This window comes from Paenibacillus rhizophilus (assembly GCF_003854965.1).
In the GTDB taxonomy this organism is placed as follows: Bacteria; Bacillota; Bacilli; order Paenibacillales; family Paenibacillaceae; genus Paenibacillus_AQ; species Paenibacillus_AQ rhizophilus.
In genome coordinates this window covers 413342-427776 of the sequence record NZ_RQPI01000002.1, presented here as the reverse complement: position 1 = coordinate 427776, position 14435 = coordinate 413342, and the positions used below count along the sequence as shown (strand labels likewise).

General features: G+C 54.8%; 13 protein-coding genes, 2 rRNA genes and 1 riboswitch. Of the genes, 12 read left to right on the top strand and 3 right to left on the bottom strand.

The genetic code is table 11. The features are described from left to right. Both EH198_RS07240 and rrf read left to right on the top strand, forming a co-directional pair. Window positions 1-127 (top strand): 23S ribosomal RNA (locus tag EH198_RS07240); the annotation flags it as partial. A 222-nt stretch (window positions 128-349) separates the two neighbouring features. Next, window positions 350-466 (top strand): 5S ribosomal RNA (rrf, locus tag EH198_RS07235). A gap of 106 nt (window positions 467-572) precedes the next feature. Here the strand turns inward: rrf and EH198_RS07230 are convergent. After that, entirely contained in the window at window positions 573-935 is a 363-nt protein-coding gene (locus EH198_RS07230) for a hypothetical protein (protein ID WP_124694865.1), read from the bottom strand. 330 nt (window positions 936-1265) lie between these two features. On the opposite strand from EH198_RS07230, the gene EH198_RS07225 reads away from it, so the two are divergent. From EH198_RS07225 to EH198_RS07215, 3 genes are read left to right on the top strand one after another with little or no spacing between them, the layout of a single operon-like run. After that, on the top strand, window positions 1266-1820 hold the full coding sequence (locus EH198_RS07225; protein ID WP_246014132.1) for a DinB family protein: 555 nt from the start codon (window positions 1266-1268) through the stop codon (window positions 1818-1820). Continuing rightward, window positions 1817-2719, top strand: coding sequence for an aldo/keto reductase (locus EH198_RS07220; RefSeq protein ID WP_124694864.1), 903 nt, complete (start codon window positions 1817-1819; stop codon window positions 2717-2719). Before EH198_RS07225 ends, EH198_RS07220 begins: the two co-directional genes overlap by 4 nt. A 17-nt stretch (window positions 2720-2736) precedes the next feature. Then, window positions 2737-3699: a 2-hydroxyacid dehydrogenase gene (locus EH198_RS07215; RefSeq protein ID WP_124694863.1), complete on the top strand. Its 963-nt coding sequence runs from the start codon at window positions 2737-2739 to the stop codon at window positions 3697-3699. A gap of 122 nt (window positions 3700-3821) precedes the next feature. Here EH198_RS07215 and EH198_RS07210 read toward each other — a convergent pair whose 3' ends face one another. After that, entirely contained in the window at window positions 3822-5234 is a 1413-nt protein-coding gene (locus EH198_RS07210) for an 8-oxoguanine deaminase (RefSeq protein ID WP_124694862.1), read from the bottom strand. Window positions 5235-5287: 53 nt separating this feature from the next. Beyond that, window positions 5288-5385: riboswitch (purine riboswitch) on the bottom strand. A gap of 192 nt (window positions 5386-5577) precedes the next feature. Here EH198_RS07210 and EH198_RS07205 point away from each other — a divergent pair. From EH198_RS07205 to EH198_RS07190, 4 genes are all read left to right on the top strand, one after another. Further along, window positions 5578-7014, top strand: a complete 1437-nt coding sequence (locus EH198_RS07205; RefSeq protein WP_124694861.1) for a PTS mannitol transporter subunit IIBC — start codon at window positions 5578-5580, stop codon at window positions 7012-7014. Between the two features lie 89 nt (window positions 7015-7103). Continuing rightward, window positions 7104-9173: a BglG family transcription antiterminator gene (locus EH198_RS07200; protein WP_124694860.1), complete on the top strand. Its 2070-nt coding sequence runs from the start codon at window positions 7104-7106 to the stop codon at window positions 9171-9173. Window positions 9174-9190: 17 nt separating this feature from the next. Then, window positions 9191-9622: a PTS mannitol transporter subunit IIA gene (locus EH198_RS07195; protein ID WP_124694859.1), complete on the top strand. Its 432-nt coding sequence runs from the start codon at window positions 9191-9193 to the stop codon at window positions 9620-9622. A gap of 4 nt (window positions 9623-9626) precedes the next feature. Beyond that, complete coding sequence (locus EH198_RS07190; RefSeq protein ID WP_124694858.1) at window positions 9627-10814, top strand: mannitol-1-phosphate 5-dehydrogenase; 1188 nt, start codon at window positions 9627-9629, stop codon at window positions 10812-10814. 255 nt (window positions 10815-11069) lie between these two features. On the opposite strand, the gene EH198_RS07185 is transcribed toward EH198_RS07190, so the two are convergent. Next, window positions 11070-12143: a M42 family metallopeptidase gene (locus tag EH198_RS07185; protein ID WP_124694857.1), complete on the bottom strand. Its 1074-nt coding sequence runs from the start codon at window positions 12141-12143 to the stop codon at window positions 11070-11072. 402 nt (window positions 12144-12545) lie between these two features. On the opposite strand from EH198_RS07185, the gene spoVAC reads away from it, so the two are divergent. From spoVAC to spoVAE, 3 genes are read left to right on the top strand one after another with little or no spacing between them, the layout of a single operon-like run. Further along, on the top strand, window positions 12546-13046 hold the full coding sequence (spoVAC, locus tag EH198_RS07180) for a stage V sporulation protein AC (RefSeq protein ID WP_246014131.1): 501 nt from the start codon (window positions 12546-12548) through the stop codon (window positions 13044-13046). Next, window positions 13043-14077: a stage V sporulation protein AD gene (spoVAD, locus tag EH198_RS07175; RefSeq protein WP_124694855.1), complete on the top strand. Its 1035-nt coding sequence runs from the start codon at window positions 13043-13045 to the stop codon at window positions 14075-14077. Before spoVAC ends, spoVAD begins: the two co-directional genes overlap by 4 nt. Further along, window positions 14074-14424, top strand: a complete 351-nt coding sequence (gene spoVAE, locus EH198_RS07170; RefSeq protein ID WP_124694854.1) for a stage V sporulation protein AE — start codon at window positions 14074-14076, stop codon at window positions 14422-14424. The genes spoVAD and spoVAE overlap by 4 nt, the downstream gene beginning before the upstream one ends. Window positions 14425-14435 lie beyond the last annotated feature (11 nt).

The following is a 14435-nucleotide window of genomic DNA, read 5'->3' as shown; positions in this document are numbered from 1 at the left end:
AGCCCCCCTCAAGATGAGATTTCCCAATTAGTAAGACCCCTTGAAGACGACGAGGTAGATAGGTTGGAGGTGGAAGTGCAGCAATGCATGGAGCTGACCAATACTAATCGGTCGAGGGCTTATCCAAAAACACCCCAAAAAGTGAAGCGGAGGCTTCGAAGAGTATGCCGAATACTTTTCGGGGACCCGGACATGGAAGGGGCAAGACGCAAGTTTCGTTTCGGTTCCAGTTTTCAGGGAGCAAGAATTCTGTTGAATGCAGCTCTAGCAGTTGCGGTAAACAGAAGTTGCTATCAGCATTTGGCGATGCTGAAAACCTGATGTATGCATTTGCTTGAACAAATGCCCGTTTGGTGGCGATGGCGGAGGGGTTCCACGCGTACCCATCCCGAACACGACCGTTAAGCCCTCCAGCGCCGATGGTACTTGGACCGAAGGGTCCTGGGAGAGTAGGACGCCGCCAAGCACATGAACCACTGCTGAATTTCAGCAGTGGTTTTTTGTGCTTACAAGTGATTTTTGATTTGATTATTTATACTTGCCCAAGCCGTTTCTTGACTGACGCGGCAAGCTCAGTCTCCGCCACCGCCACCGCCACCGCAGTCTCCTCCGCCTCCGGCATCTCCGCCACCGCTGTGTCCGCCGTCGGAATGGCCGCCAAAGCCGCCGAAATCATGCGAGCCGCCGTGATGTCCCTGATGCTGGCTTCCGCTATCGAAATTGGAACCGCCGTGATGGTGATGATTTCGTCCATGGGAATGGGAATTGCTGTGGGAGCTGCCGGTCAGATCGGGGTTGGACAGCATAAAGAGGGAAGAATCATATTCGGTGTCGTTCCGGGTTTTGCCGGGAGGCTTGCCATGTCCGTCTCTTCGGATAATTCCGCTTACCAGCACAAAAGCCAAAACTACAATAAATATAAGGCCAATGCTCATGAAAGACATTCTCTCCTAACCGTATTGAAATAACTAAATTATACCAGTGATGAAGGGAGATAGAAAGCCCCAAGCCTTCTCCGCGCTCCGCGTTGAAATGGATAAAGCGCAGCCGGGAAATCTTGCAGCATGAGATCTGGGATAGTCAAAGAACGTGTCCTGTCAGCTATGACGTTGCAAAAGGCGGCTCCTATGCCGATTTCTGTGCGGCTAAACAGTGTCGGCGGGAAGCGAGTGGGTTAATAATTAGGAGCTTTCGCCCGTTTGGCGGCTTTTCTGGAAAATATGGTATGCTTGTACTAAGTCCATACGAAGCCCGGAGGGATGTGTATGATAGAACTGGTCAAAGACGCGCTGGATAACATGAACAATCAACTGGAGAGTATCGAAAAAAGCCTGCTGCTCCTGTCGGATGAACAAATCTGGACAAAAATCAAGCCCGGTATGAACAGCATCGGCAATTACTGCCTGCACCTTGCGGGTAACGAATATCAGAATTTCGTAACGGCTGTTGGCGGCAGGCCGTTGATTCGGGAGCGCTCCAAGGAATTTAGCGAAGAGGGCGGCTTTTCCCGGGATGGGCTTATTGCCAAGCTGAAAGAAGCGAGACGTCAGTCGGAAGCGATCCTCTCCTCCTTGTCGGATGGGGATTTGAACCGTGAGGTTACGGTTCCTTATGATGTTGGAGACTGGAACCGGATGAAACGCGGGCAGGCTTCCGAAGAAGACGCCAAGGATGTAAAAAGCATTCGCACTCTGCTCGTGAGGATACCGGCGCATTATGGCTATCATACCGGGCAGATCGTTCTGTGGCCAAAATTTTGTCTGGAACGGAGCAGCATATCTCGGGGAATTATCATTGAGGAGAGAGGAGCACACCGATGAACAACTTCGTCAATGAAGCAAGCAAAGCCGAAATTGAGGAGGCCAATACCCGCAGCCGGATTGCGCTGCCGGATGGAGCCGCCGTGACCCGAATTGGTCAGGGAACCTGGAATATCGGCGAAGATGCTTCCCGCCGAGAAGAAGAGGTAGAGGCGCTCAGGTTGGGCGTTGAACTCGGGATGAATCTGATCGACACTGCGGAGATGTATGGGGAAGGGCGCTCCGAAACGGTTGTGGGTGAAGCGATGCAGGGGATACGGGACAAGGTTTTTCTTGTATCCAAGGTATACCCGCATAACGCCGGGTTAAAGCGGATTGCCAAAAGCTGCGAGGACAGCCTCAAGCGTCTGCGGACCGATCGTCTGGACTTGTATCTGCTGCATTGGCGAGGCAGCGTTCCGCTGGAAGAAACCGTCGAAGGCATGGAGCGGCTGGTGGAACAGGGCAAAATTTCCAGATGGGGCGTATCCAATTTCGATACGGACGATATGGAAGAATTGTTCCGGCTTGCCCGGGGAACGGACTGTGCAACGAACCAGGTTCTGTACCATTTGGGCTCGCGCGGGATCGAGTGCGGTCTGCTCCCCTGGCAGCGTGAACGACAAATGCCGATCATGGCCTATTCGCCGCTCGCGCAGGCAGGATCGCTGCGGAAGGGCCTCGTCGAGAATGAAACGGTCAGAGAAATTGCCGCGGCACACGGCGCTTCTCCCCTGCAGATTCTCCTTGCCTGGTGCATCCGGGAAGGGGACGTGATTGCGATTCCGAAAGCTTCATCCCGGGAACATGTGCTTCAGAACGCAGCGGCGGCATTAATCAGCCTAAGCGCTGAGGAGTTGCAGCTGCTTGATAAGGCGTTTCCCGCACCGGAACGAAAAATGCCGCTGGATATGATCTAATACGGAGGAATGGATAGATGAAACCAAAAGTGCTTGTATACAGCAAACTACCCGAAGAAGTATTGGAATACGTCAGGGAGCACTGTGAAACGTCCAGTTTCAATGCCCCGGACAACACACCTGGCTCCCCTTTTACGGAAACGCTGAAGGATGCGGAGGGGCTACTCGGGGCGGGACTAGAGGTCGATGCGGCATTTCTGGACCGCGCGCCCCATCTGAAAATCGTGAGCAATATTTCCGTTGGATACGATAATTTGAATATTCCCGAAATCAGCCGCCGCGGGATCATGGCGACCAATACACCGGGAGTTCTGAACGATACGGTAGCCGATACCATTTTCGGTCTGCTGGTGGCCACGGCGCGCCGGATGCCGGTGCTGGACCGGTATGTCCGAAACGGTCAGTGGAAGGATTCGAGAGATGACGCCCTATTCGGCATCGATGTTCATCATAAGACGCTCGGCATTATCGGACTTGGCGGTATCGGAGAAAAGATCGTTCAGCGCGCCCGGTTCGGATTTGATATGGATATTATTTACCATAACCGTTCCCGTAATCCCAAGCTGGAGGAACAGTATGGTGCGGTTTACCGCACACTCGACGAGCTGCTGGCCGAGGCGGATTTCGTGTGCCTCATGACGCCGCTGACGCCGGAGACCCGGGGGATGATCGGCGAGCGCGAATTTAAGCTGATGAAGAAAACCGCTATTTTCGTCAACGGATCAAGAGGGGCGACTGTCGATGAAGAGGCGTTGATCGAAGCGCTGCGCAGCGGAACAATCTGGGCGGCAGGCCTGGATGTGTACGTGCAGGAGCCGCTTCCGGACAATCATCCGCTTATGTCGCTGGACAATGCCGTTCTGCTGCCGCATATCGGTTCGGCTACACATGAGACCCGGCTGGAAATGGCCTGGACTGCGGCGAGAAACCTGGTGGCTGGGCTTGAAGGCAAGACGCCGCCGAACTTGATTCAGGCATAAATAGTAAATAGTAAAAGAACAGACAAAGGCGTCCCTACAGTCATTTTGGATGACAGTAGGGACGCCTTGTTTTTTAGAACAATTATTCGGGAATAATAATCTGTGGCTAACGAAGACACGGGCTAGACGCGTCCGCGATGCTTAAGGTAATTGACACCGGTTCGTCTCGATGCCGACTGGACCATCCGGAGAGCCGCGGCCCCCGCGGCTTCCGCGATTCGTTCTTCCTCGATGTGCACGAGACGTCCGTCTTTCACGACAATTCGGCCGCCGACGACCGTCATATCCACGTTCTGGCTGATGCCTGTGACGACGGGCAGGGCCGTATCGTTAAACAAAGCGCCGGCATATTCCAGTCTGCGCGAGTCGATCATGAACAGGTCCCCCGCTTTGCCGACCTCCAAAGAGCCGATCGCATCCTCCCACCCAAGCACTCTCGACGATCCGACTGTACCTAGCCATAAGCTTTCTTCAGCAGTAGGACCTGCGCTTCCGGCGGTCAGCTTGTGCAGCAGGTAGGCCTGACGGGCTTCTCCAAGCAGATTGGACGCATCGTTGGACGCCGAGCCGTCCACGCCAAGTCCAACGTGAACTCCCGCCTGCAGCATGCTTCGCACGGGGAACACTCCCGACGACAGCTTCATGTTGCTGCTCGGACAATGGGCGACGCCGCAGCCGCAAGCGCCCATCCTGTGTATTTCGTCGCCGTTAAAATGGATGCCGTGCGCATACCACACATCGCGGCCGATCCATCCCGTCTTCTCCATGTATTCCAGCGGACGGAGCCCGAGCTTGGCCAGACAGAAGTCTTCCTCATCCTTCGTCTCGGCCAGATGGGTATGCATCCGGACTCCGTAGCTGCGCGCCAAACGGGCGGATTCCCGCAGAAGATCTTCGGATACCGAAAAAGGCGAGCAAGGCGCAACGCCGACCCGAACCATGGCGAATTTGGAGGCGTCATGATAGGTTTCAATGACCCGGCGGGTGTCCGCCAGGATGACATCCGCCGTCTGCGTCACCTCGTCCGGCGGAAGTCCCCCTTGCGATCTGCCCAGGTTCATGGAGCCCCGCGTCGGGTAAAACCGGATGCCCAGCTCCCCGGAGGCGCGGATTTCTTCATCGATCAGCTCTCCGCTCACGGCTTCCGGAAAACAGTAAAAGTGATCGGAAGCGGTCGTGCAGCCGGTCTTGAGCAGTTCGCCAAGGCCTACCATGGCACTCAGATATACATCCTCCGGCCGCATATGGCGCCAAATCTCGTACAGCGTCAGCAGCCAGTCGAACAGCTCGCAGTCCTGGGCCCACGGGATGTTCCTCGTGAATGTCTGATATAAATGGTGATGGGTGTTGATCAGCCCCGGATAAACGATCTTTCCCGAGGCGTCAATAATGGTGTCGGCGTCCTCATAGGGAATATCCGTCCCGATGGCTTTGATTTCCTGGCCTTCGATGAACAGGCTTCCTCCCGGGTGGCAGCGGCGCTGCGCGTCCATGGTGATAATGTTGCGGGCATTCTTGATCAGCAGTGTGCTCATGCTAAACCTCCCCTGTTAATTTGAAATGCAAAAAATCCCAACTGCGAGCGCAATATATGAAATATTGCGTTCGTAGTTAGGATTTTACGGACCCCAGTAGAGCCCCCGAACCGATTATCGGGGTTATACGAACTACCTTTAAAGTTGATATTAGTATAAGTAGGTCCTATATTGATGTCAACCACACTGCTCTTAAATGTTGTCAACAACGTTCATGCCGAAATCATATTTTCAATTTGGTGACAAAGAAAGCGCTTCGATCTATGATGAATTCATAGGAAATGACTTTCCTTCAAGCTTGTTGAAAGGCTTTACATTCTATTAATTCAAGGGGGCAATATACATGGCCACATTGGCAACTAAGCAAGCGGCATCCGGCGGTGTGCGGGTGAGGGTACAGCAAATAGGCCGTCTCTTGAGCGGTATGGTTATGCCGAATATCGGCGCGTTTATCGCTTGGGGATTAATTACAGCATTATTCATTCCGACAGGCTGGGCGCCTAACGAGCACCTCGCCAAACTGGTTGGCCCGATCATAACCTACCTGCTGCCGCTTCTGATCGGTTACACGGGCGGGACGATGGTTCACGGCAAGCGCGGCGGCGTTATCGGCGCTGTGGTCACGATGGGCGTTATCATCGGCTCGGACATCCCAATGTTTCTCGGAGCCATGCTTGTGGGTCCGCTGGCCGGCTGGGTGCTGAAATTATTCGACCGCTCGGTCGACGGCAAGATCAAAGCGGGCTTCGAAATGCTCGTCAACAACTTCTCGCTCGGCATCATTGGCGGAGCCCTTGCGCTTGGCGCGTACACCGGAATCGGACCGGTTATTCAAGGGTTGACGAACATCCTGTCGAGCGGCGTTCAATTTCTGGTTAACCACCAACTACTGCCGCTCGTCAACATTATCATTGAGCCGGCCAAAGTGCTGTTCCTGAACAATGCGATCAACCACGGCATACTCAGTCCCATTGCCGTTGAGCAGGCCACCAAAGCGGGCAAATCCATCCTGTTCATGCTCGAATCCAATCCGGGTCCCGGTCTCGGTATTCTGCTGGCATACTGGCTGGTAGGCAAAGGCTCGGCGAAATCGTCGGCTCCCGGCGCGATCATCATTCACTTCCTGGGCGGCATTCACGAGATTTACTTCCCGTACATTCTGATGAATCCGCGTCTGATTCTGGCGGTTATCGGCGGCGGTGTAACAGGCACCTTTACGTTCCAACTGCTTGGTGCGGGCTTGTCTGCTCCTCCTTCCCCGGGCAGTATCTTCGCTTACATCGCAATGACGCCTAAAGGCGGCTACCTGCCGGTGTTCGCAGGGGTTATCGCGGCGACAGCCGTATCCTTCGTGCTTGCTACACTGCTCTTGAAAACGGTTAAGCAGAGCTCAGAAGAAATCGATTTGGAAGAAGCTTCGGCCAAAATCAGAGACATGAAAACGGCAGGCACAGCCGCTCAAACGGCAGCCGCTTCCACTGCGGCCGTTAACGTACGCAGCAAAGACGACGTGCGGAAAATTGTATTCGCTTGCGACGCAGGCATGGGCTCCAGCGCCATGGGCGCTTCCGTCCTGAGAAAGAAACTGCAGAACGCGGGAATCCATATCACGGTTGTGAACTCTCCTGTCAGTGAAATTCCGGCCGACGCCGACATTGTCGTCACCCAAAAGTCATTGACGGACCGGGCCATCGCAAGCAATCCGACAGCCGAGCATGTTTCAATCGACAATTTCTTGAAGAGTCCAAGATACGACGAACTGGTTGAACGTTTGAAATGAGGTTTGCCCACTACTAATTACAATTGCGGGAGGATGCCGGCAGGCTTAATGCCGGCGTCGTCTCCGCCTAAGGCGAAGGCGAGGGTCCCATGAAAAGTAAGATGACCGCCAGACAGCGCCAGATGATTATGCTTCTTCTGGATAGCAGCGAGGAAATAACGGCTGCGGAAATAGCCGGAAACATCGGAGTCAGCGTGCGAACCGTTCACCGGGAAATGGAGGATACCGAGCAGATCCTCCATGATTTCGGGCTGGCCCTAAGCCGGAAATCCGGAAAAGGCATTCAGGTGAACGGATCGGAAAAGGGACTTGAGCAGCTTCGAATCTTTCTGCAGGAAGAAAAACCGGCGGAGTATTCCGGCGAAGAGCGCCAATTATTCGAACTGTGCTCACTGCTGGAGACGGAAGAGCCTCTGAAGCTGTTCGCCCTGGCGCATACCTTGAAAGTGACGGTAGCCACCGTCAGCAACGATCTCGATGAACTGGAGCCGTGGGTCCACAAATTCGGACTTCAGCTTGTTCGAAGAAGAGGCTACGGCGTCGAGATCGCCGGCGGCGAAGCCGACAAGCGGCGTGCTCTCAGCAGGCTGGCGGCAGAGCATCTGGATCAATCGGATCTGGTCAGCCGGGTGCCTCGAACGGGAGAAAGTATCGTCTTCAGGAAGCTGCTTGACGCTGTTGGCCAGGGCCGATTCCTGACGGTGGAGAGTCTCCTGTGGGATATGGAATGGAGCTGGACGTCCGAACTGACGGAAAATGTATACATGGAGCTGCTGCTCGGCCTGTCCGTCAGCGTAAGACGCGGAGAAATCGGCATGGTTATCCGCGGTACCGAGGATGCGGTCTATTCAAGGAAGCCCGAGCTCCGGAACATTTCCGGGGCGGAACAGTTCGTTAAACGGCTGGAGGAGAAGCTTGCGCTGAAGCTTCCGAAAGCCGAGATTGGATATATCGCCGGCTTGCTGGACCGAGCGCAGGAATCGATTTCGTCCGCGGATTTCGTCTACGGGGACATCGGGCTGATGGATACTGTGTACCGTCTGACGGAACAGGTTGTCAAACGAACCGGGATTCCGTTCCAGGGCGACCGTATTCTGAGGGAAGGACTGCTGGAGCATATTGAGCTGGCCATCAGGAGAATCCGTGAAGGAACCCGCATCCGTAATCCGCTGCTGGGGCTGATCCGCAAGGACTACCAGTATTTGTTCCGCATCATCCGCGATGCGGTGGAAGAGCTAGGGCTAGATTTGGCCGTCCCGGATGAAGAGATCGCTTTTCTGGTCATGCATTTCGGCGCCTCGGCGGAGCGGCTCAATCAACTGAACCACAAGGTGCGGGCCATTCTCGTCTGCGCAAGCGGCCTCAGCTCTTCCCGGCTGCTGGGGGAACGCCTGCGAAAGGAAATGCCGCAGCTCGAAATACGGGGCAATGCCTCCTGGTACGAAGCGGCCCGAATCTCCAGGGAAGATTACGACCTGATTATTTCGACGATCGATCTTCCGCTGGAGAAGGACAAATATATCAAAATCAGCCCGTTGCTTACGGCGGAAGAAATCGACAAGCTGATGCGCTACATCCAGAACATGACGCTGACGGAGAAAGACAGCCCGGCCTTTCCCGAACACAATCAACCGTCTGACGTGGAAGCAGCCGCGGACCGAATCAGAAGCTACAGAGGGCTGCTTGATGAGATCGAAGGATTGATCGAACGCTTCCGGTGCGGCCCGCTAGACAATGAAGGGACGGATTTGCCGGACACGATCCGGAAAATGCTGGATAAGCTGCACGGCAGCGGCGTAATCGACGCTCCGGAAATCCTGCTGGAGAAACTGCTGGAGCGGGAACGGATGGCCAGCCAGGTTATACCGGATACCGGACTTGCGCTCTTCCATACCCGCAGCAGTCATGTGCAGATGTCATCATTGACCGCATACCGGCTAAAGCGGCCGCTTGTTCTGGATGGTCATACCGAGGTCGGAACGGTGCTGTTGATGCTTGCCCCGCGGAAGCTTTCTAAGGAAAGCCTGGAAGTGCTTAGCGAGATCAGCGCCATGCTGCTCGATTCGGAGCTGGTCCATCTGCTTGAAGAAAGGCCGGAGCCCGAGATCCGATCCTACCTGTCCGCCGGACTACTGCGATTTTTCGAAAATAAAAAGTGAAAGGGAGTAGAAACGTAATGAGCATACTGTCGGAAGATAAAATTGTGATGAATGCCGCCGCAAAAGACAAATACGAAGCGATAGCAATCGCCGGCCATCTGCTGGTTGAAGGGGACCATGTGACGGAGGACTATGTTCCGAAGATGCTGGAACGGGAGCAGGTCGTATCAACCTATATGGGAGGCGGACTCGCCATTCCCCATGGCACCAAGGATGCGAAACCGTATATCAAATCCACGGGACTGTCCGTCGCCCGCTTTCCGGAAGGCGTCGATTTTGGGGGCGACGAGCCGGCGTTCGTGGTGATCGGCATTGCGGCCGCTGGGGATGACCATATGGAGATCCTCACCAATGTGGCTATGATCTTCACGGAAGACGACGCGATTGAACGGGTGATGAATGCCGCCAGTCCTGCTGACATTATCGGTATTTTCGAAGGAGGCGTCTAAAGCGATGAAAGCTGTTCATTTTGGTGCGGGCAACATAGGAAGAGGCTTTATCGGACTGCTGCTGTCGCAATCGGGCTATGAAGTGACCTTTGTGGATGTAAACGAACAAGTGGTGCGGGAATTGCAGGAACGCAGCGAATACACGGTTACCCTGGCCAGCGAAGGCCGGGAGACGGTAACGGTAAGCAACGTGACTGCGCTCAGCAGCGCCTTCCAGGGAGAGGAGGTGGCGGCTGCCGTCGCTAATGCACATCTTATAACAACGGCAGTTGGTGTTTCTGTTTTGAAGCATATTGCGGAGGTTATTGCGAAAGGCGTGTCGCAGCGGTTAGCGGGCGGATTATCCGAGCCGCTCCATATCATTGCCTGCGAGAATGCGATCGGCGGGAGCGCGCGGCTTAAAGAGCTGGTCTACGCCAAGCTGGATGAAGAGACCCGGAGCAAGGCGGATAAAGTGATCGCTTTTCCAAACGCTGCGGTGGACCGGATCGTTCCGCTTCAGCAGCATGAGGATATTTTGAAAGTTGTGGTGGAACCGTTCTATGAATGGGTGGTTGATTCCTCGCAAATGATTCCGGGATATCATAGGGTGGATGGCGTCCTTTATGTCGATAATCTGGAGCCTTATATTGAACGCAAGCTGTTCACGGTGAACACCGGACACTGCTCGGCCGCCTATCTTGGCTATCTTCGGGGCTACGAAACGATTCAGCAGGCGATGGAGGACGAAGAACTCACCGCTTCGGTTCGTGAGGTGCTGGAAGAAACCGGAGCCGTATTGGTGCACAAGCATGGCCTGGACCCGAAGGAGCACAGCAAGTATATAGACAAAAATCTCGAGCGCTTCCGTAACCCGGCGCTGACGGATGAAGTGTCCCGGGTTGGCCGCTCGCCGATCCGCAAGCTGTCCCCCGCCGACCGGCTCGTTTCCCCGGCGATGCAGGCCTATGACCGGAATTTAAGCTTCATGGCGCTGGCAAGGTCGATGGCGGGAGCGCTGCTGTTCGATGTGACGGAAGACCCCGAAGCCGCCGAGCTTCAAGCTTCCATAGCCGAAGCCGGGCTGGAAGCGACGGTTACTATGTATACGGGCATCCCGGCGGGCCATGAGATTCACGAAGCGGTGCTGAAGCATTACAACGAATTAAGTCCGGATCACGCTTTGAAGCGTAACGAATTGAAGCAGGCGTAGCTCCCGAAAGAGACGGCAGGGTACCTATACAGGTACAGACGGACAATTTCACGGTCTGATATATGATAAAATCATTATATGAAAATTTCATAATAAGTTCATATCAACCTGTCACACTACTTTATCACGCTACTTTTCTTACGCCGAACTCCACTTGATGCAAGCGGCCGAAAAAAGCCCGCGCAAGACCGTAAAGGTCCGGCGCGGGCTTTCAGTTGCTCCGTCATATTTTACGCTGCCCGAAATTCCATCCTTTTAGCTCCGTTCAATAATGGTCTGCAGGGTGGTATGGTCCAGTCCCTCCACCAGCTTGATCAGCAGCTCTTTGGCCGCGTCGATATCGTCAGTATGGACGATGGAAGCCGGTGTATGGATATAACGGGAGCAGATGCCGATCACGGCGGAGGGAACGCCGATTCCGCTCAAATGGACCTGACCCGCATCCGTGCCTCCCTGGGAGACAAAATACTGATACTTGATCCGGTGCGTATCCGCAGTGTCCTGCACGTATTCCAGCAGCCCCCGATGGGTGATCATCGTCGGATCGAGGATGCGCAGCAGCGCGCCGTCGCCAATCCGTCCGAAAGCCTGACGGTCCCCCGTCATATCCGCGGCTGCGCTTGCATCGAGCCCGAAGAAAATATCCGGCTGAAGCAGGTTGGCCGCCGTCCCGGCCCCCCGGAGGCCTACTTCTTCCTGCACGGTTGCGCCGGCAAAGACGGTGTTCGGCAGCTTCTTGCCGCTGAGCTCCTTAACCAGCTCGATGGCGAGTCCTACGCCGTAACGGTTGTCCCAGGCTTTTGCCAATATTTTTTTCGGGTTGGCGAGAGGGGTGAAGGGACAGATCGGAACGATTTGCTGTCCGGGAACGACGCCGAATTCCATGGCTTCCTCGCGGCTTTCCGCTCCGATATCTATGAACATTTTTTTGATATCGCCGGCTTTCGTACGCTCTTCCTGACTTAGGAGATGAATGGGCGTACTGCCGACAATTCCTGTAATCGTCCCTTTGGGCGTAATGATCTGCAGCCGCTGCGAGGATACGGCGGAAGCCAGCCAGCCGCCGAGCGGCTGGAACCGGATCATTCCGTTATCGGTTATGCCTGTAACCATAAATCCGACTTCGTCAAAATGGCCGGCTACCATTATTTTCGGTCCATTCTCATCGCCGCGAAGAATGCCGAACAGACTGCCCAGCCGGTCATGGACGAATTCGTCCGTATAAGGCGCCATGGCTTCTTTTACAAGCTTACGCAGCTCGCGTTCGAAGCCGGGAGCGGAAGGGAATTCGGTGAGGACTTTGAACATATCAAGGGTTTCCTGATTCATCTGGCTATCTCTCCTTTTTTATCGTACGTATAGTATGAACTTTCAGCACCAGGTTGTCCATTGGAAGGAGACATTGTGAAATACGCATTTGATTACGCCTGAAAAGGACACGCGGCGGAAAGACGGGGAATATAATGCTCTCGGGAGTACAAAAGGCGGAAGCCCTGAAAGGAAGCGAAAGAGGGAATGATGAAATCCGGAGCGGAGCGCGAAGCCATCCTCATTTTGGTGCTGTTTATGCTGCTTGTCGTGGTTCTGCTGTATTTTTCCTGAGCCTTGCGTGTCATAAGGAGACGCCGGACGGCAAACAATAAAGGAAAATCTTCGATGCGAAGACGGCTTGTGGTCCTAATTGCAGTATGCAAGCGGGCCAGCCTTCGCAATCCACAGGGGGTGCCTTCATTGCCGGCAAAAACCAAACGTTCGGGGGTCAAGCTGCAGCTTGATTCCCTGACACCGCAGGCTTATAAGCAAATGGCCAAAAAGCACGAGCCGTCCAGGCCAATTCTGAAAAACTGCTTTCGCGCGTTCCTGTCAGGAGGTCTTATATGCTTGATCGGACAGGCCATACAGGAAATGTTCATGGCCAACTTCAACATGAATCCAAGGGAGGCGGCCAGCCCGACCGTAGCCGTGCTGATTCTGATCTCCGTCATTCTTACCTGCTTTGGCGTGTATGACAAGCTGGCGCAGTGGTGCGGGGCCGGAACTGCAGTTCCCGTAACAGGTTTTGCCAACAGCATGTGCTCGTCGGCGCTTGAGTACCGGTCCGAAGGGATAGTGCTGGGCATGGCGACCAACATGTTCAAGCTCGCGGGTTCGGTCATTGTCTTCGGAGTCGTGGCAGCCTTCATTATCGGCATCGTCTACATCTTCCTGGGGCATGGAGGAGGACACATATGAAGCAGCTCGGCAAGCAGACGTGGCAGTTCACATCCCGGCCCGCCATCCTTGGCGCTTCGGCGGTGGTAGGACCCGAAGAAGGCGAAGGTCCGCTCGCCTCGGATTTTGACTTTGTGTACGACAGCTTGAAGATGGATGAGAGTACCTGGGAAAAGGCCGAACGGCGGCTGTTCGAAAAGGCTGCCCGATTGGCGCTGATTAAAGCGGGAATTAAGCAGGAGCAGCTGGAATTTTTCGTGGGCGGCGATTTGATGAACCAGATTATCAGCGCTTCTTTCGCCGCAAAAAAGCTCGGCACTCCCTACCTCGGCGTATTCGGTGCCTGCTCCACCTCTATGGAAAGCCTGGCGATCGCGTCGATGATCGTCGATTCCGGAGGAGCCAAATATGCCCTTGCCGGGACCGCCAGCCATAACTGTACGGTGGAGAAGCAATTCCGGTATCCTACCGAATACGGTTCGCAAAAACCGCCGACCGCCCAGTATACCGTTACAGGTTCGGGCTGCGCTATTATTACCCGAAACGACGGAACGCAGACCGGGCCGTTTGTCACTTCCGCCACCCTTGGAAAAATTATGGATTTTGATATTAAAGACCCTTTTAATATGGGCTCCGCAATGGCGCCTGCCGCGGCGGATACGATCACGGCGCATTTTCGCGATACAGGGCTGTCTCCGGGTTATTACGATTTGATCGTGACCGGCGACCTCGCTTCGGTCGGCCTGCCCATAGCCAAGGAACTGCTCGCCAAGGAAGGCATCCCGATGGAACAGACCGAATTTTCCGACTGCGGCCTGATGATTTACGACCGGGAAACACAGAAATATGTCATCGCGGGCGGCAGCGGCTGCGGCTGTTCGGCGACCGTTACCTACGGACACATCTTGAAACGCATGAAAAAAGGACAGCTAAAGCGAGTCCTTGTCGTTGCCACTGGAGCGCTTCTCTCGCCGCTAACGTACCAGCAGGGCGAAAGCATCCCTTGTATTGCGCATGCGGTTTCGCTGGAGAGCGGAGGTGAGCAAGCATGATTTTTGTATGGGCGTTTGTGGTCGGAGGCCTGATCTGTGTAGTCGGCCAGTTGATGTTCGACGTGCTCAAACTGACTCCGGCGCATACGATGAGCGCGCTCGTGGTCGCCGGTGCGATAGCGGACGCGGTCGGAATTTACGACCCGCTCGTGAAATTCGCCGGCGCTGGGGCATCCGTACCGATTACCAGCTTCGGCAACTCGCTGGTGCACGGCGCGCTTATTGAGCTGGAACAGGTTGGCTGGATCGGTGTAGTCACAGGGGTCTTCAACATTACGAGCGCGGGTATATCCTCGGCGATCGTATTTTCTTTCCTGGCTGCGCTGCTCGTGCGGCCAAAAGGCTGATTGGAACAACC

Bases quoted from the DNA above. Each gene is read 5' to 3' on its own strand.
- EH198_RS07230 (WP_124694865.1), bottom strand. From the start codon at position 935: ATGAGCATTGGCCTTATATTTATTGTAGTTTTGGCTTTTGTGCTGGTA.
- EH198_RS07225 (WP_246014132.1), top strand. From the start codon at position 1,266: ATGATAGAACTGGTCAAAGACGCGCTGGATAACATGAACAATCAACTG.
- EH198_RS07220 (WP_124694864.1), top strand. From the start codon at position 1,817: ATGAACAACTTCGTCAATGAAGCAAGCAAAGCCGAAATTGAGGAGGCC.
- EH198_RS07215 (WP_124694863.1), top strand. From the start codon at position 2,737: ATGAAACCAAAAGTGCTTGTATACAGCAAACTACCCGAAGAAGTATTG.
- EH198_RS07210 (WP_124694862.1), bottom strand. From the start codon at position 5,234: ATGAGCACACTGCTGATCAAGAATGCCCGCAACATTATCACCATGGAC.
- EH198_RS07205 (WP_124694861.1), top strand. From the start codon at position 5,578: ATGGCCACATTGGCAACTAAGCAAGCGGCATCCGGCGGTGTGCGGGTG.
- EH198_RS07200 (WP_124694860.1), top strand. From the start codon at position 7,104: ATGAAAAGTAAGATGACCGCCAGACAGCGCCAGATGATTATGCTTCTT.
- EH198_RS07195 (WP_124694859.1), top strand. From the start codon at position 9,191: ATGAGCATACTGTCGGAAGATAAAATTGTGATGAATGCCGCCGCAAAA.
- EH198_RS07190 (WP_124694858.1), top strand. From the start codon at position 9,627: ATGAAAGCTGTTCATTTTGGTGCGGGCAACATAGGAAGAGGCTTTATC.
- EH198_RS07185 (WP_124694857.1), bottom strand. From the start codon at position 12,143: ATGAATCAGGAAACCCTTGATATGTTCAAAGTCCTCACCGAATTCCCT.
- spoVAD (WP_124694855.1), top strand. From the start codon at position 13,043: ATGAAGCAGCTCGGCAAGCAGACGTGGCAGTTCACATCCCGGCCCGCC.
- spoVAE (WP_124694854.1), top strand. From the start codon at position 14,074: ATGATTTTTGTATGGGCGTTTGTGGTCGGAGGCCTGATCTGTGTAGTC.